Below are 17,461 nucleotides of genomic sequence, written 5' to 3' on the forward strand. Positions count from 1 at the left end.
CCGCGCTCACTCGCTCAACTTGCGGCGGGTCACGATCAGCAGGCTGGTCGCACCGGCCAGCGCCACGACCACGAGCAGCGCCAGCACCACGCCAGCACCGCCGGTCAACGGCAGTTGCGAGACCGAGTTCACGTTCTTGACCAGAATCGCGCCGCCCGTGGTATTCATCGCCACGTCGGTCAACGTCTCATGCGCGTCGATCAGGCCGAACACGGCGTCCTTGGTGTTGGTGTAGGCATCCGTGGCCGGCGTGGTGGCGTTGCCCTTCAGCGTCACATCCGTGGACGGCAGGAACGTGCCCGAGAAACCGGGGGCCGCAGCCGTCTCGGTGACGGTGTAGTCGCCCTCCTTCAGACCGTCGACGCGCAGCTGGCCATCACTTGCCGGCTCGTCGCCGGAGTGGGTGACCGGAGCGGCGGCATCGAAGACCTCAAGCTCGGAGACCGCGTTCGTAGAGCTTTGGTCGGCGGCCTTCTTATAAGAGCCGTTGCCCACCTTGTTGAACTTCACGACGTTGCCGGTGGACTTGTCGGTCACCTTGAACTTCGCGCCCGCCAGGCCGGTGCTGTCGGCCTTCTTCAGGTTGATCAGGTCGAAGTGGCGGAAGTAGATGGTGGCGCTGGTGTCGCTGGTGTCGCCGCCTTCGTTGGTGATGGAGCCGTTGGTGCAGGGAGTAACGCTGGAAGTGGAGCAGTCGGTGACCTCGCCCTTGCCGTCGCCGTTTTCCCCGGTCTGCGCGCCGTCGCCGGAAGGCTGCTTGTTGACGTTGTTGGAATAGCCGAGCGTCACGCCGTTCTTCAGAGCGCCGCCGTTCGCATGGTCGTTGACCTTCATCGTATAGGTGATGACGATAGCATCCTTATACGTCTGGTTGAGAATGGACTTGGAAAGATCGAAGACCACATACTTGGTGCTGCCGTCGGGGTACGTTTTCGTGGCGTCAACCGTGTAGTCCGTATCCTTGATCAGAGGTGTGCCGCCGACGGTGACCTTGGCGTCGTTCTGATAGGTCAGGCCAGTCTGCGCCGGCTGATCGATCATGGTGAAGATATAGTGGTCGAAACCGGTGGTCAGCGGCACCGAGCTGGTGAGCTGGTAGTGCAGAATACCACCGATTGACGGATCGTTGTCGTTGCCGACAAGCTCCTTCTTGACCGTCGGTGTATCGCTCTTCATGTTGACTTCGTTCAGAGGCTTTGAACCCAGCTTGTTGTAAACGGTCGTATCATTGCCGCTCTTGGTGGTAATCCCGGTGCTCACCAGCATCGGGATGGAAGCCTTGCGCGACTTGCCGACGGCTGCCGACGAGAAGTCGGAAGTCACGTCCTCGACGATGTACATGCCCGGGGCGTCGACGGGAACCGTGGCGCTCTTGGAATCCGAAGCGACGGTGGAGTTGGAGGCACCGATCTTGCTCTGGAAGTCGGCGCTGCCGCTGAGCTTGGTGACGAAGGTACGCAGGTTGCCGTCGTAGCCGTGCTTGCTCGGGCTCACCGCCGTAGGGGTGTTCGACGTGATATCCGCACCGGACGTTCCATAGCCGAGCCACTTCGAAGCGACTTCGCCCACGGGGTTGTCCACATACGCCGTATCCTCGGCGGCCGAGATATGGGCGACGTTCTTCGCGTCGACCAAAGCCTGCTTCGCGGCGGTCTTCAGGGTCGACACGGTGCCGACGGACACGCTGGAAAGCGTGTGGGTCGAGGCGTCGCCCTTCGCGTTCTGGTAATCGCCGATCTTCACCGCGGCGAACTTGTGGCCCTTGAGGTTGCCCTCTGCGGAATTGATGGTGATGGTCTCGCCCTGGGCCGTGCTCAGGTCGATGGTCGGACCGGCCGCGTTGGCCACGCCCAGCGGCGCCAGCGCCAGCAGCGTAGCCGCTGATACGGCTGCGCCCGCAAGCGTACGGATATTGAATTTTGTCATGAGAGTATCCCCCTCTTCTCCTGTATTACTGAATAATGGCAAATCTTTGATATGTTGATATGTCGATTTTTTGATATTTCGACATGCTTCCCGGACGCGCGTTCGCCGCCTAACGAACGGCGAACGCCTCCGGAAGACGGATCACTCCGCTTCGTGCCGAGTGCCGTGTCTGGCCTTCGAGCTTCGCGCGACGGCGTGCATGGGTCGGCCTTCGGCCAAGCCGACACGATAGCGCTTCATCAGCTCGTACCCGCCGATCGCAACCACGCTCACGACCAACGCCAGAAGCCATATGACCCAAGGACGGTTGCCGGTGAATGGCAGCTGCGCAAGCGGCGGGGCGGGAATCAACGTCATGTGCTCCACCGCCGACTGGTTGGTCGGCTTGCCGTCGGCGTCCACTTCCTGCGCCTGCACGGTCACCGTGCCCTTAGGCGTGCCGGGTTTCAGCGCAACGTGCCAGCTGCCGTCGGCACCGGCCGTGGCCGACGTGGGTGCGCCCGACGGCGTGCCTGCGGGCCAGGTTATGGTGATCTTCGCCCCTGCCGCGGCGGATTGCAGAGCCGGACCGGTCGGTGTGACCCGGCCGGAAAGCCCGGTGTGGTCGGCGGTTTTGAGCCCGGCTTTCGGGGCATAGAAATCGACCGGCAAGGTCTTGCTGGCGTTGACTTCGTCCCCTTCGCTGTTGGTGGTGACGGCAGTGAAGTTGAAGTCACAGCCGCTGCCCGCATCCGGGGCTTTCGAAGCGAACCACGACGTCGCAACCTGACACGACCACTCGGTGCCCGTCACCTTGCCGGTGGCGGCATCCGTCGTGTCTTTGGCCACGTTGGTCTGCGCACACTCCTGCAGCTCATCGCCCGCAGTCGGTGCACCGCGTTGGCCCGACCGGCTCGATTTGACGCCGCCTGCAGACCGCGTTGACCCCGAGGCCTTCGCCTTGCTTTTCTTCGTGGCTTTGGCCGCTCTCGTCGCCCTCGCATCGACATGCTGGGCGTAAAGCTTCATCGACGAGCCGCCGACGGCCGAATAGACGGTGCCGGAAATGGCGACCTTCGGATCGCTGCCCTCAAGCGCGCCGTTGACCGTATGCGGCACCACGACCTTGTCGACGCTCGCCGCCGGATCCGGCGGCATCTTGAACTGCACCACGGAGACCGGCGAGAAGTAGGAAGACAGATCCATCTTCATGCCGTTGATCTGGGTGGTGAGATCCGTCTGATAGGCGTGGTAGCGCCGCAGTCGCTCGGCCGCCTTCGTGGAGTCGACTGTGTCGTCCGCGTCGTCGGCCTGTATCGACCACTTGCCGTCGGCGCCGACCGTGGCCTTGCCGACCAGGTGACCCATGTTCTCATAGTCGTCGACAGTGCCCTTGACGATGACGTTTTTCTTGCTGCCGTCCGAATAGTTGTCGGTCGCGTTGGGAACGTCCTCATACAGGGAGACTTCCTGGCCAGGCGTGCCGGTGCCCTTGATGGTGGGCTTGCTCGCCGTGGAGAGGGAGACGGCCTTGTTGTCGCCGAGGGCGAACTGGCTGTCGGTGCTCGCCATGTCGGCGAAGGCGATGTCGGAACTGTCCGCGTCATCGGCGGAGACGCCGGTGATCACCGGCACCGTGGGACGCGAGACGTCGTACTTGTAGAACGCGGTGTCGTCGACCCAGGCCTTGTCAAACCGGGCCTTCGCCACGTCAGGATGGTTCTTGACCATGTCGAGGGTGATGCCGGGATTATGGGCATCGTCCGTTGCACTCGCCGCGCATCCGTCGGCTTCGACGTTCGGCCACGTGAGCAGCTTGAAGTAGCCGTCGCCGGGGTCTTCGGCCTTCGCCTTTTTGAAGTCGATGGAGCCGTCCGCGTTCTGCGCCGGCTGCATGGGGCCGCCGGCCTGGTTCTTGCCTTCGGTCGGGCGGTAGAAGAGGTTGTTGGACTTGGAAGTATTGTTCTCGTTGTAGGCAAACGTATCGTTGCCCAGCCCTACGCCATTGCCCTCATTAGCCGTCTCATACGATGGCGGCTGGCCGGTGACCGGCCGTGCGCCGTCGCCGGTCAACGAGGTGACCGGCACCCACGTGGAGTTGTTTTTGAGCTCCATCCACTCGTACCAATAGGACTTGTACTGATGGCACGGATTGCTCTTAACCTGACCGCTACTCGTATTGTTGTCGTACCAGTTGATGAGGAATGAGTTCGGCGGCGCCACCCCCTCGTCGGTCCCGTTGAGATGACCCGCAGGAGCGTAGGTCGACGTGCCTGCGTCGCCGCTCATATTTGTATTATGATTACCCTTGCTGTGCTGAAGCACGGAATAGAAAGTGCCGCCAAGCCCATAATCGGACACCAAGCCCCAATTCGCCTGATTGGCGGTCCACAGCCACTGGGGGTGGGCATCGAAGTTCATGAACAGATTCGGTTGGTTGCAGCCCGCTTTATTGGCACCGTTGGTCGTATCCGTACAATCGCTCGGGAACAGCTGTACGTGACGGCCCGCCATGATGTTGGTCGCCAGGCCGTACTGGTCCTGGTAATAATCCAAGTCTCCACGACCATTGATCTTATAGTTGGCGGAATCAAGCGCGGCCCTCCCGACCAGCACCCAGATCTGGGCGGCATCAGTCGTGCGGCCGTCCTTTGTCGTGCCCTGCCACCAACTGCCTTTACCGCTGTCGGGATAATCGACATCTGCGACAAATGAGATGGTGACATAGTCGTAAAGACCCGAATGGATGATTTTGTGGATCGTATAGACCTCATCCTGGTTGGCGGCCCACTGGTTTGCGCCGGCCTTTCCACCGGCGGTGTTCGCGTACTTGACAATGTGAGACCCGTCATCATAGTCCTCATTCAGCCCGTTGCCATTGGTGCCGCCACTGATAAAGTTGTACACAAAACGCAGACCCGTATCACCGGACCATGAGCCCGACGCAATCTCGCTGTTGTTGTTTTCCCTTTTGGTCGACACCTCGCCGTGAGCCACGCGTATCACGGCGTCAACGCGAATCTCGTCGATATTGGTGTTGATTTTGTCGTTGTACGAAAGCATCTGGAAGAGGACCGGCTTGCGATCGGCGCCGTTGGGAGCCGTACGTTTGGTACCTTTGCGCCACGAAAGATCGCGGGTATTGGCGTCGCGGGTATCGGCAGTGTCGGTTTCGGCAGTGACGTCCGTCTGGCCGCCAGCGGCGGTGGCCGACGAAATGGCACTCCCCGCGCCAAGGATCGCTGCAACCGCAACGATCACCACCAACACCAACCTCACGGCACTACGATTCCGCAAAACAACCACACTCCACATCAACGCGCCAAACCGCCAAAAGGCGTGAGACGGCACGCACACATCGCCTTACATCAAACGATGTAAACTACAAACTCCCAATCGCGCGCGGCCCAAAGGCCAGCGCACAATCTCAGAGTGACGAATATAACATTTTTTTGGAATTAGACAAAATCCAGAAAATGCTTAGACAAATAATGATTCAATGCGACACACCGATGACACAAATTCGTCTATAAGTGATGCAAGTCACAACAAAACGCAATAATCGCAATCGTTTCCACAAAATACATCAAAAGTTTTAATCTGCAAGACAAAATGGAGAAAGAAAAACTTTTTTCTTCTATACGCGTAATTGCATGCGGAGCGTGTCGCAAATCCTGCGTTTGACGTGCGGAGGACGCGGACCCGCGGCCGCATGACGGATCTTCCACGGCTTACGGCGCGAGAACCTCACGGCGGGCAGCCCCAGCAGCAGGCCGGCCAACGCGACGAGAACACCATAGAGCACGCCATCGCCCTTGGCGTCGTCCGGATCCGGAATCGGCTCGGGAATCGGCTGGCGGGTGCCGGTGATGACCAGCCGCTCGGTGTTGACCCCATAGGGCGTGCAGGTCATCAGCGTCACCAGGTCGCGGCCCGGCACCACCTTGTAGAGATGGGTGTCGCTCGGCTTGATCACATGGATGCCGACCACGCGGTAACCCATCGTGCGGTTGAGGGTCTGCACATAGAAAACGTCGCCGCGCTTCAGCTCGTCCAAGCGCGTGAAAAGCAACGCGCTCGACAGGCCGGTGTGACCGCTCAGCACGGCGTTGGTCGAGGGGCCGCCCACCGGCAGGCTGGTGCCGTAGAGATGGCCCGCGCCATGGAGCAGCACCTCGTCGGAAGTGCCGTGGTAGATCGGCATCTTCACCGATATCTTGGGGATGCGGATGGTGCCCATCACCCCGGTGCCGTCGTTCAGGAGCGACTGGTATTCGGTGTCCTTCTCGCTGAGCGTCTTCGCTTTGGGGCCGCCTTTGTCGAAGGGATCGGTATATTCCCCCAGCTGCTCCTGGCCGGATTCGAAGATACGACGGTTATAGGTCTGGGCGCGATGGTATTCGCTGGCTATCTTGCCCTGCGGCCAGCGCGAAACGCGGTTGACCGAGTCCTCAACGGCGGCGCTTTCGCGGTACATGTCGATGGTCCAGCGCGCGGGGAACCAGCAGACCGATACGATGAAAGCCGTCAGAAAAACCGCGATGAGCACGTCGACAACACGGATGGCCATCTGCCGGCGAGCGCTGATACGCCCGCCGCGATCGTTGATGATGGTCTCGAACGAAGGGGCATCACACTTCACGCCGTTTCTCCATAATTCCTAGCCGTCGTCAGACACCATACACGGTGCCAGCACGACAACGAAGATACCACCACAGGTACCGGAAACGCTTCGGCGTTGCTTAAGTGACGCCGAAACCGGGGCGGGCGCGAATGAACTTGCCACTTAACTTACCAATCTGGCATGTTAAGTGGCAAGTTAGTCGGTAAGTTCATTATCAAGTCGAACACGAGGGCGAATCCGCCAATGAACCAGACAAACAAAATGGTGGGGACATGTCCTATCCATTACAGACAAGGGCATGTCCCCACCATGAGGTCGACATCGCAAACCTCAGGCCGTCAGGCTTCTATCGCAAGCCTCAGGCCATCAGACTGACGTCACAAGCCTTACGCGTTGTTGAGGCGACGGCGCACGAACACCAGCACGCCCGCACCCGCGCCGAACGCGACCAGGACCAGCAGGCCCAGGATCACGCCCGCACCACCGGTCAACGGCAGCTGCGAGATGGAGGTGACATTGTTGACGACCACGGCATGATCGTTGTCCATCTTCACCTCAAGCAGGTTGCCCGCACTGCCCTTGGCCTCGATGAGACCAAGCGTATCGGCGGTGTTCATGAAGGCGGACTTCTTCGCGTTGCCCTCACCGCTCAGCGGACCGACGGTCACCTCGGTGGAAGGCAGGAAGCTCGAAGAGAACCCAGGAGCGGCAACGGTTTCCTTGACGGTATAGGTGCCGTCCTTCAAACCGTCCACGCGCAGCTGGCCGTCAGTGGTGGGAGCGTCGCTGTCGGCGCTACCGGCCGGTTCCGTCTTGAAAACCTCGAGCTGGGCGCCGGGAGTGGTCGTTCCGTCAGGTTCCTTGGCGGCATCCGTATTGGTCTGCTCGACGGCCTTCTTGTAGGAACCGTTGCCGGTCTTATAGAAGTTGACGAGCTTGTTGGTGGCATTGTCGGTCACCGTGAACTTGGCGCCAGCCAGGCCGGTGCTGCTGACCTTCTTGAGGTTGATCAGATCGAAGTGGCGGAAGTAGGCGTCGGCGTCGGGGCTGCCGCCGTTGTCGCCGCTGCCATCGTCGAAGATCGAACCGTTCTTGCAGTTCGTATCGGTGGTGCCGGCGGGGCAGTTGACGATGTTGCCGGTGCCGGGGTCGTGACCCGGGTCATCGGTTCCGGGCTGAACGCCGGGATCGTTGGAGTAGGCGAGGCGGATGCCGTTGCGCAGCGGCTGCTCGCTTTGGGCGTTGTTGTTGACCGACATGGCATAGGTGACGAAGATGTAGTTCTCGTAGGTCTGGCTGCGAATCGACTTGGTCAGATCGAAGATGACATACTTGGTGTCACCCTTGGTCGCGGAGCCTTCCGTGGTGTCGTTGAGCTTGGTGACCGTGTAGTCCGTACCTTCGGCCAGGGTCGTGCAACCAGCGCCATTGATGCTATCGGTGGGGCAGATCTTCACGGTCTGCGAACCGTCCGTGTAGGTCAGACCGGTGCCGGGATGGTCGGTCATGGCGAAGACGTAGTGGGCAAAGCCGGTGGTCAGCGGCACCTGGCTCTTGAGCTGGTAATGCAGCGTTCCTCCGACGGAGGGGTCGAAGCCGGCGTCCTTGTCCAGCGTCTTGGCGACGGAGGGGGCATCGCTTTTCATATTGACCTCACCGAGCGTCAGGGAACCGAAGGTCGTGTACTTGGTGCCGTCGTTCATCTCGATGCCGGTGCTCACCAGCATGGGGATGGAGTTCTTGTGGCCGGTGCCTTCGCCGCCGAAGTCGGAGGTGGTGTCTTCAACCAGATAGATGCCAGGATCGAGGCCCGAGATCTTGGCGCTCTCGTTGGCTGCGTCAACGGTGCAGTCGGTGCTGGAGCCGCCGCAGTTGGCGGTCGAAGCGGAGGCCGACACCGCGTCGGGAATGCCGTTGGCCTTGGCAAACGCGGTGACGAACGTACGCAGATGGCCGTTATAGCCGTGCTTGCTCGGGCTGACGGCAGTCGCGGTGTTCGAAGTCGTATCGTCTCCCGAAGCACCATAGCCGAGCCAGTTCGTGGCGACCTCGCCGACGGGGTTGCCGACGAAGGCGGAGCCGGGCGTGCTCGGAGAAATGCCGTCGGCGACTTTGGCCGCGGCCAAAGCGCCCGTGGCCGCGGACTTGATGCCGTCAACGGTGCCGACAGTGATCGACTTCAACGTCTCGCCATCATGCGTGGCCTTTTCGTAGGTGCCGATGCGCAGAGCCGCGAACTTGTGGTTCTTCATCATGGCCGCGGTGCCATTGATGGTAATCGACGTCTTGGCGAACTTCGTGACGTCCATGTTCTCTTCGGCAGCGTTGGCCGTGCCCGCGAACGGGGCGAACGCCAACAATGTGGCTGCTGCTACCGCCAAGCCCGTGAGGCTTTTGGCGCTGAACTTTCTACTCATGGGAGTATCTCCTCTTTGTTTTGGTTGGGATTTTGGATAATCGGATATTTGGGATTTTGGATATTGTGCACGCTACGTCGGCAACTCACCTCGCCGGCCGCACCCACATTCAGTCGGGCTTGGCCCGTTTGAGCGAGACGTATATGAAAACGCTCATTTCACATGCCTCCCTTTGCTGAGCAAACCGCCCTTGTATTTCTGAAGGACTTTGTAGCCGACAATCGCCATGACGATGACGGTCAACACCATGAGGATCGCCAACCACGGGAAGTGGCCCGTGAAAGGCAACGCCGTAACGGGCGGAGTGGGATTGAAGTCCTTATACACCGTTTTCTTGGACGCGTTGGTCTCTTTATCCACGACGTAAGCCTTGATGTCACCCGGCTTGGCTCCGGAGACCACTTCGGCCTTCCAATTGCCCTCGGAATCCACCGTTGCGGTAGTCGGAGCGCCTGAAGGCGTGCCGTCCGGCCAGGAAAGATGGACCGTTGCACCGGGCAGTATCGTGTTCACAATGACCGGAGTGTCGGGGTCGGCCGTTACCTTGCCTTTCACATAGCTGTTGTCGGCACTGGTGATGGAAACCACCGGAGCGTAGAAGTCGACGCTCTTGGTGACGGGTTCGGACTGAGCCGTCACACCGTCCTTGTTGGTGGTCACCGCCACGAACTTGAAGTAGCAGCCGGTACCAGCCACCGGCGATGGAGTGTTGTCGATGAACCATTGCACCGGCACGCTGCAGCTCCAGTCCTTATCGCTGCCCACACCGATGGACTGCTCGCATTTGGCGCTGTCGACCCCGACAATCTCGTTGCCGAGATCAGAGTCGCCGTCACGAGCCGCCACGGGCGAAGAAGCGGATTTACCCAGCGTTTTCGACAGATCGCTCGGAGGTGCCACATGCTTGGCATAGAGCCTCATCGTGGACCCGCCCTCGGTGGAACTCATTGTGCCGCCGATGCTCACCGTCGTGTTGTTGCCGTCGGTAAGCGCGCCGTCCAGCGACGCCGTCTGCTTGGTATGCGGCACGACGATCTTGTCCGGATCCACCGTCGGCGCCTTGTCCGCCGGCGCACTGAAGTTGACCAACGCGATCGGCGAGAAATGGGAACCGACCTTCATCTCATCGGTGGGATCATATTGGTAGGCGTGGTAACGCCGGACCCTCTCGTTGATCTGGGTGCTGTCGACCGCGGTATTGTCCGTGATGTGCCAGGTGCCGTCCTTGCCGACGGCGGCTGCCCCCACAACGTTGGTGTTCGGCCCTGAGCCGGGCGGATTCTCACTGTTGACCACCGTACCGACGCTTTCATAATCGTCGCCATTGTCGTAAGTCCCGGGTGCATTCTTCTTAATGACGCGGTCGGCGTACGACGTGCCTGCACTGTTGCGACGGTTGGGGACATCCTCATAGAGCACCACCCAATCCCCGATGGTCGCGTTGCCGGAGATGACCGGCTTCGTAGCGTTGGACTTGGCCTTGCTGTCGGCGAGGGCATATTGGGGATCCGAGGAATTCGTGATCGCGGTCATCTCGTTCGTGGTCGCAGCGCTGTCATCCGTCGAAACACCGGTGATGGTAGGGACTTTGGGACGATTGATGTCGAAATGATCGAAGGCAGTACCGACCGTCCAGCCCGCATCGATCTGCTTCTGCACGCTCGCCTGATCATTCTCCGCCATCTCCTGGGTGATCCCTTCGGAATTCTTGTCGGGATTACGCAGCGGATCGTTGAGCGTGCAGGAGGAATCGACCACCGGCCAGGTGACCAGCTTGAAGTAGCCGTCAAGGCCGCTGTATCCGGCGCTGCCCACGGTGCCTTCGGCGTCATCGTTAGGCTGAAGCCGCTTGGCCTTGTCGAAATCGATGCTGCCGTCGGCGTTCTGCGCGCTCGTCGCGCTGCCGGCGCCTTGGACCATGAGGTTGTATGGCTTGGTATTGCCTTCGTAATTAGACACGCTGTTGAATGCCGTGTAATCGGTGAATTTCGCCTCGTTGTCAAGCTTGGAAAAACTGCCATCCCCGTTATCGGCCCAGATCGGGAAATCGGTACCGGCCGTATAGTCATATCCCGTTACGGGAACATTGCTCACTTCAACAGGCTCGGGCGTCAACGAGGTGACCGGAACCCAATTCTTACGATTCTGAAGGCCAAGCCACTGATATTTGAATCCCGTGACCCTTGTGCAGGGATCGGGGGTTCTTTGCCCTCCTCCTCTGGCCGCGTCCTTGCTCGAGTTGGCAGGGTTGTACCAACGGATGAAGAACGAATTCGGCGGAGCGGTGCCTGCCGGATAGCTCTTCGACCCGGAATTCGTCTTTCCGTTGCGGGCGACGCGGATGTTGTTGAAACCGGCGTCCACCGTCAAACCCCAGTTGGTCTGACCGGTGCCATCGCCCCCATCGTTGCTCCACAACCTGGGCCAACGGTCGAAACCGACCCAAGACTGCGGGATATCGCAACCATGTGAATAGGTCTTGCCCCACGCCTGATGGCAGATGCCCGGATACGAGGTCTCGTCCTTACCCTCAGCCAAGTTGGTGGCGAACTGGGAGGCAGGAGCGCTGTTGAGATAATCGGTGACCCTTTGCGCGTTGACACCGCTCCAGGCGGCGTTTCCGTTGGAAGTGATGTAGCCGTCCAACCAGTTGCTGCTGCTCCTGGCCAAAGGCCCGACCATCGCCCAGATATGCTGCTTCCAGGTCTGGCCGTTATCGCTGGCGCTGGACCAATAGGCGTTGTTCTCATCGGGGATGTTCATATCACCCTGCAGGGAAACCGTCACATAATCGTACGGACCGGAATTCTGCATAGAGACAATCGTGTAATACTCATCGATGTTTTGGGCCCAGGTGTCGGCACCGGAAGCCACATCGGAGCCGAAAATGGTCCGCTTGTAGCTCACGGTATGGCCATAATTCGGATTCACGGTGTTGCCGCTGACGCCGCCGTCGCCGTAGTCATAGACAATCCGCAAGCCGGTGTTGCCGCCGTTGCTGACGGTGGGATCGACCTCGCCATGCGCCACACGGACCACAAAGTCCAAACGCATCTCATCGCGCAAGGTATCGATTTTGTTGTTGAAACTGAGCAGCTGATACAGCTCGGGCTTGCGGATGGCGTTATTGTGCACCGAATCCGTCGAATTCACCCTCCAGGAATTGTCTGAAGCCCTTTCCAACGACTGCTCATATGACGCCGAACCAGTGACGGGCAACACCGCGGTAATAACGAGAACAATGGCGGCGATAATGCTCGTCGCCACTGCCGTCAGTCCTTTTTGCTTCACAACAATCACCCCTGTAGAAAATCTCTTCTCGGTCATCATGCACAGCAAGCGAGCGCACGGTTATCCTTTTGCACTTCTTACACAACTGCATCGCATCAAACGTAAAACGTACTTCAAAAGCGTTAATTTTTATTGCACAAGATTAATACTACTCAGTATATTGTGATAAATAAATCATTAAATTCTTATAAAAGAATAATTTCGTGAGCTTTTATTGTTATATTTACGATTCAATAATTGGTCTTCACATTATTCTTTGCATATCCGCAAAATAGAGAATTCAACAAGGAGAACGTTTGACGAAATGTAGCTCCCGAAGAGAACTTAACACCTTTGTTTCATTGGAAACGGCATTTATTCGTCATTGAATAACGCGTTATCTATATTGTTTTTTCTTCAGTTTTCTTATTTTTCTCTCTGAGTGATTTTTTAAGAGAGATATTGGTAACCACGCTGGCAACAAACCGCAACGAGCCGACGCATAGTCCCCCATCGGCTTTCTTTTTCCTTCTTGATTTTCCGATGATTCGTTGTGATTACTTGGTTGTTTGGTTGCCCGCTTATTTAGCGCAGGCCCGCAGAAAACCGGATACGCGTATCCGTCACGATTCTCATAGCGCATGCGCCCCCTTGCGCGGCCGGTTATTGCCGGCAAGGCCGGCACGCCAGCGAACAGCCAGCAGATAGACCACCGCGAAAGTCACCAGCCCAGCTACCAGCCCGGCAATCGTCCGCCACGGCCGGTTGCCCGTGAACGGCAGCGCCTCCGTCGCCGGACCGCCCTTGAGCTCACCGGTGGCCGTGACACCCTCATTGCCGCCGTCACTCGCGGACTCTTCGTTGCCGATGTTGACGCCATGCTCTTTGATGCAAGCCCTGTCGGTGGTGTTGACGGTCAGATTGCCCGGAGTCATGCCGGCCGGTATGTCGACCTGCCAATGCCCGCTGCTGTCGGTCTTGGCGGATGAGGTGCTGCCGTCGGGCCACTCGATGCTCACGGGGACGCCCGCCATCGTCTCGCCGGTCTTGGCCTTGGTCACCTTGCCCTTGGCGACACCCTCGGTGCGGTCGATCGAATCGATCGTGACGTCTGGCGGCCACATATCGATGACCTGATCGGTGACCTGACTGATGATCTTGGCCTTGCCGGGATCGGTGGCCTTGCTGTCGGTCAGCACGCCGTAAAGCGTATACCATATATACGTATTCCCCGAGCTATCCGTATGATCGGCATCTTCGAACATCGACGGGTCGATATCACACGTCCACGTACCGGTGACATGCAGAGCCGGCTTGTCGGCATCGACCTGGCCTTTGTCGCAGACCACCCATTTCGCATCCGGCTCGCTCACTTCCTCGCCATCGCGCAACGTCGTCCGGTCGCTCTGCGTCACCCGAGTCCCCCGCGCAAGACCGCGCTTGGTATCCGAAGAAGGGCCGTCGGGCTGCGGCACCGCATAGATCTTCAAGGTGTTGTCGCCACGGGCCGAGTCGAATTCGCCGGTGATTCTCACCTTGGAGCCGCTCGGCAGCGACGAGGTCGTGCCGTCTTCGTTGCGTACGGTATGAGGCACCGTGAGTTTGGTGATTTTCGGGTTGTGGTTATACGAAAGCTCGAAGTCGCCTTTGGCGATGTTGGAGAACAGAGAGCTGATATGGTAGGGGCTTTGATCGGTTTGCCAAGCATGGTAGCGCACATACCTGGTGCGTGCCGGGTTGTACTGCTTCGTGTCCGTGATCTCCCAGTTGCCGTTTTCGTCAGCGGTCGTGCTGCCTATCCTCACGCCTCGGGTGCTCGAAGCGTCCGGGTGCGTCGAAATGATCGGATTGTCCGGATCCTCGCGGTACAGCGTCACCGTATTGCCCGGCGTCGCCGTGCCGGTGATGGTGCGTTCGTCGGGGCTGACGTAATCGCCGCCGGTCTTGCTGTCCACATCGGTGATGACCGGCTTATCGGGGCGGTTGAGGCTGAACTTGGCAAACGCCGTGTCAATGGTCCAGCCTTTGGCGATGGCATCATTGATCTCGTCCTGCGAGGACGAGGCGGTGATGCTGATCGGCTTGCTGGAATCCGCTTCGTTGTAAAGCGGGTTGTAGGCGTCACGGACGCTCATCGACGAGGTGCCGGTGGGCGCGTCCGTCGCAATGCAGCCTTCGTAGGACTGGGCTCCGTTGACATCCGTGGTAATCGGCGTCGTGGTGATCGGCCAGGTCACGAGCTTGAAGTAGCCGTCGAAACCCTGCGCCTTCTTGGCTTTGCCGAAGTCGATGCTGCCGTCGGCATTCTGCGCCACCGAGCTCAAGGTGCCCGCGCCGGGAACCATCAGGTTCGGCCCGGAACCGGCGACGTTCTTGGCCAGACTGTCGTCCGACTTATAGTCGTTGAGCAGAGTCATGCCGGAGACCTTCTGCACATCCGGCGTGAGCGTGGTCACAGGCAACCACTGATGACCGTTCTTCAAGCCGAACCATTGGTAATAGAACGAGGTGTTGTTGGAACACGGCCGTGGCATGGTGACGTTTTTGCCGTTGGCGTCCTTGTAGGTGTAGGTCTGGTTGGCGGCCTTGTTGTACCACTGCACGAAGAACGAATTCGCCGGAGCGACCATTTGGCCGGTGCCTTGGGACTTGAACCCGTAATCGGTGACCATGCCCCAGTTCGCTTGCCTGCCGCTCCACAGCTTGCCGCCAGAATTCCAGCCCATATACGAGATCGGACCGTTGTTGCGCAAGGGGAGGTTGGCAATGGCGGCGGCCACCGAGGTGATGTCGCCGGCACCGTCGACCCCATTGGTATACATGTACGCCGGACGTTCGTTGGCGATATTGGTCACGTATTTGTCGTCAGAGAAATCCGAGTACTTGATAGTGCTGTCGTTTTTGGGCGTCCGACCGGGGCTTGCGACGACATAGACATACTGCGGCTCGAATTTCGCGCCGCCGACGCTGGTGTTGCTCTTATCGACCTTGTTTTTGTCATTACCGTAGGCGATGTTGCCCTCAAGCGAAATCGTCAGGAAGTCGTAATCGCCGGAGACCATCACGTTGTGGATGGTGTAGAACTGGTCTTGATTATGCGCCCACTTTTCGGCCGCATCCGAACCATTTGAGGTGTCCTCGCCCTCGTCGGCATCCCCGCCGTACGTGTTGAGGTAATTCGCCGGTTTCAGGTTCTCGGTCGCGGAATTGTTGCGCGAGAACGCGATCTGCATGCCGCAATCCACATTGCCGCTGCCTATACCGCGATAATTGCCGCTGCTGCCCAACCCGACACAGTTCGGGTTGACCATACCGTGGGGCATGCGCACCACGAAATCCATACGGATCTCATCGGCATGATCCCAGCCCTGCATCTTGTTGTTTTCGCCGAGGAACTGGTAGAGCATGGGCTTGCAGTCGACTTTTTCGCCCTCTGGAACCGAAGATCCCTCTTTCTGCGTGCACCTGTCGGGATAGTCGGCAAGCGTCAGGTCACTGCCTCCCCGCGCGGATGCCCCCGTGCCCGATGACACGTCTTCATAGGCGGGCGACGCCATCGTCGCAGGCACCACAACGGAGCAAATCATCGCCACCGATGCACAAGCGCACGCCAACTTTGCCGCAAGCCTACTTTGTCTCACCAAATCACTTCCTTCACGGAGCGGACTCCATACGTCGTCGCCTCATCCCTCGAGGCGTCTGCGCTCTTTCCGACTTCTGCAAGAATGAGCTATCGATGAACCACCAAGCGTCAATCACAATCGATTTACTTTTATGATTCTCATCACATTTGCACGTCCTTCTACATTGTCGGAAGGTCTTGACAGGAAAAAATAAAATATGTTCTTTTTTGTCTAATTATTCAGAAACTATTGTGAAAATACAAAAATAATAGGTATATTTATAACATCAACGTATATTTATACAGTATGGCGATATTCGCATTACAACAACGTTTAAAACGATTTTAAAATTGTTGGTCAGCGGTTTACAACACAACGGACACCGAAATATGCACTACTTTCGTGACGGCCAAAATCAATTTATTCTTCACGCTTTCTTTGCATTCAAGCCGTACATTTCTGCGTACTTTCAGCTCAGAGCATTACGCGGACTGGCCGTGCCTACCTGAAACAGGTAATCAAACAGACTCGTTTATCGCTTTACGAACCAAGCCGCTGGTATAGATATCCACCGACGTGGCGGGCGGGGGCCGGCAGCCGATGCGTGGCGGATCTCCCATGGCTTGCGATGGCTCAGACGCACCGCCGGCAGACCGAGAATAAGACCCAGGAAAGCCAGCGAGACGCCGTAAAGCAGGCCGTCGCCGCGCGCATCGTCCGGATCCGGGATCGGGTCGGGAATCGCCTGCCGTGTACCGGTAATAATCAAGCGCTCGGTGTTGACGCCGTAAGGCGTGCAGGTCATCAGCGTCACGAGGTCCTTGCCGGGCACGACCTTATATAAATGCGTGTCGGTCGGCTTGATCACATGGATGCCGACCACACGGTAGCCCATCGTACGGCCCAGCGTCTGGATATAGAAGATATCGCCCTTGTCCAGCTCGTCAAGACGAGTGAACAGCAGCGCACTCGTCAGGCCGTTGTGCCCGCTTAAGACCGCGTTCGTCGAGGCGCCGCCCACCGGCAGGCTCGTGCCGTACAAATGCCCCACGCCGTGCTCCAGCACCTTGTCGGAAGTGCCATGCCGGATCGGCAGCTTCACCGAAATCTTGGGGATGCGAATCGTGCCCATGATCCCGTCACCCGTGTTGAGCAGGGACTGGTACTCGCTGTCCTTCTCCGACTCCGTTTTCGCGCCCGGCTTGCCGGCCTGGAACGGATCGACGAACTCACCGAGCGCCGGCTGGCCCGAAGCCGCGACGCGCTGGTTGTACGCCTGGGCACGATGGTATTCTTCGGCCACCTTGCCCTGCGGCCAGTGCGAGATGCGGTCGACCGATGCCTCGATCTCGTCGTTCTCCAGATACATGCTGTAGGCCCAACGCACCGGAAACCACGCCAGGGCGGTGAGAAAACCGACGATGCAAACCACAATCAGCACGTCGACGACACGGATGACGATACGTTTGACCCGGCTTTTGGGCTCGAAGCCACCGCGAAGGGCCTGGGCAAAGGAAAGGGCGAGCGGGTCGCTCGGCGCTACACCGCGACCATTGACGTCGGCGTCTTTGCCGGCGGCGGAAGCATGGTTGCGTAATGACATGGCGACCGGCGCTCCTTCC

General features: G+C 58.8%; 7 protein-coding genes. All 7 read right to left on the bottom strand.

The window, feature by feature from the left end; all coding sequences use genetic code 11:
- Positions 1 to 6: 6 nt before the first annotated feature.
- The 7 genes from OZX71_RS08295 to OZX71_RS08325 all read right to left on the bottom strand — a co-directional run bounded on the left by OZX71_RS08295 (position 7) and on the right by OZX71_RS08325 (position 17,442).
- Positions 7 to 1,926 (bottom strand): isopeptide-forming domain-containing fimbrial protein, encoded by a 1,920-nt coding sequence (locus OZX71_RS08295; protein ID WP_277159982.1) that lies wholly within the window; start codon positions 1,924 to 1,926, stop codon positions 7 to 9.
- Between the two features lie 141 nt (positions 1,927 to 2,067).
- Positions 2,068 to 5,184 carry a hypothetical protein gene (locus tag OZX71_RS08300; protein WP_277159983.1) on the bottom strand — a complete coding sequence of 1,039 codons (3,117 nt, stop codon included), beginning with the start codon at positions 5,182 to 5,184 and terminating at the stop codon, positions 2,068 to 2,070.
- A gap of 358 nt (positions 5,185 to 5,542) precedes the next feature.
- The gene (locus OZX71_RS08305; RefSeq protein ID WP_277159984.1) at positions 5,543 to 6,547 is read right to left on the bottom strand and encodes a class C sortase; all 1,005 of its coding nucleotides are present in this window, start codon (positions 6,545 to 6,547) and stop codon (positions 5,543 to 5,545) included.
- A gap of 368 nt (positions 6,548 to 6,915) precedes the next feature.
- Positions 6,916 to 8,946 carry an isopeptide-forming domain-containing fimbrial protein gene (locus OZX71_RS08310; protein ID WP_277159985.1) on the bottom strand — a complete coding sequence of 677 codons (2,031 nt, stop codon included), beginning with the start codon at positions 8,944 to 8,946 and terminating at the stop codon, positions 6,916 to 6,918.
- A 153-nt stretch (positions 8,947 to 9,099) separates the two neighbouring features.
- Entirely contained in the window at positions 9,100 to 12,213 is a 3,114-nt protein-coding gene (locus OZX71_RS08315; protein WP_277159986.1) for a hypothetical protein, read from the bottom strand.
- A 635-nt stretch (positions 12,214 to 12,848) separates the two neighbouring features.
- Positions 12,849 to 15,860, bottom strand: coding sequence for a hypothetical protein (locus OZX71_RS08320; RefSeq protein ID WP_277159987.1), 3,012 nt, complete (start codon positions 15,858 to 15,860; stop codon positions 12,849 to 12,851).
- Between the two features lie 511 nt (positions 15,861 to 16,371).
- Positions 16,372 to 17,442, bottom strand: coding sequence for a class C sortase (locus OZX71_RS08325; protein ID WP_277146042.1), 1,071 nt, complete (start codon positions 17,440 to 17,442; stop codon positions 16,372 to 16,374).
- Between the last annotated feature and the right edge of the window lie 19 nt (positions 17,443 to 17,461).

Origin of the sequence: Bifidobacterium sp. ESL0764, from assembly GCF_029395515.1 — a bacterium.
Lineage (GTDB): Bacteria > Actinomycetota > Actinomycetes > Actinomycetales > Bifidobacteriaceae > Bifidobacterium.